This window comes from Fulvivirga kasyanovii, from assembly GCF_009711405.1.
In the GTDB taxonomy this organism is placed as follows: Bacteria; Bacteroidota; Bacteroidia; order Cytophagales; family Cyclobacteriaceae; genus Fulvivirga; species Fulvivirga kasyanovii.
Window position 1 is genome coordinate 1 of sequence record NZ_SMLW01000130.1, and the last position, 1,083, is coordinate 1,083.

The following is a 1,083-nucleotide window of genomic DNA, read 5'->3' on the forward strand; positions in this document are numbered from 1 at the left end:
GCAAAGAGTTCTACTGGAGCAATAAGTAAAAGCGAGAATACTACGGAAATTGCGAGTAGTACTCCGGTGTTGACAAAGCCTCCATAATCGGATGCAACAATGAACGCAAAAGAGGAAATAAACAGCGCATTGGCCGGGGTAGGGAGACCAATAAAAACGGATTGCTGCCTGTCGTCAATATTGAATTTGGCAAGCCGCAGCGCAGAAAATATAGCTATTATAAATGCTGCGAAGGGTAAATATTCATGATCAGAATAGCTGCCGATAAGGTGAAACATGATCACTGACGGAAGCACGCCAAAGGTGACCATATCTGCCAGTGAATCTAATTCTTTACCAATTGGCGAGCTTACTTTGAGCATTCTTGCTGCAAAACCATCAAAAAAATCAAGTACCATAGCCAGCCAGAGCAGGTAGGTTGCAAAAGTCAGGTCTCCTTTGAATGCGAAGACAATGCCGAGACAACCACAGAAAAGGTTGCCACAGGTGATCGTATTTGGGATATGCTTTTTAATATTCAAAACAAGGTCAGGCTACAGCACAAAATGGATTAGTTCTTTTTTCGGTTCCAACATTGGTGGAAGGACCGTGGCCGCAATAAACCGTGAAGTCATCACCAAGAGGGAATATTTTCTCATGTATACTGTTGATCAATGTATCAAAATCCCCACCGGGCAGATCGGTACGACCTATGCTTCCCTGAAACAATACATCTCCACCGATACATATTTTGTCTTCTTTGCTGATGAATGCAATATGACCTGGGGCATGGCCGGGAACGAAAACAACGTCTAGTGTTGAATGGCCGAACTTTACCACATCGCCTTCTCCTAAAAACTGATCTGCCGTGGCTTCTTCGTAGTTGGTGAATCCATATGAAGGGGCATAGGCTTTTACTGACCTTAGCGTTGCTTCATCCAGTTGGTGTATGAATAGCTCTACTTTAAATTCCCTCTTTACAAATTCGTTGCCCAAAACATGATCAATGTGACAATGCGTATTGAGCAGCTTGACCACTTTCAAACCGTTGTCAGCAATAAAATCTTTCAGCTCTTTTTTTTCGTATGCTTCATAACATCCCGG

Annotated in this window: 2 protein-coding genes; both read right to left on the reverse strand. The window is 43.0% G+C overall.

What is annotated here, in order from left to right; translation table 11 throughout:
- Window positions 1-521, reverse strand: a 521-nt coding sequence (pssA, locus tag E1163_RS00305; protein WP_155168540.1) for a CDP-diacylglycerol--serine O-phosphatidyltransferase, incomplete at its 3' end; no start/stop codon positions are given.
- Window positions 522-528: 7 nt separating this feature from the next.
- The coding region (locus E1163_RS00310; RefSeq protein ID WP_155168541.1) for an MBL fold metallo-hydrolase at window positions 529-1,083 on the reverse strand (555 nt) is incomplete at its 5' end.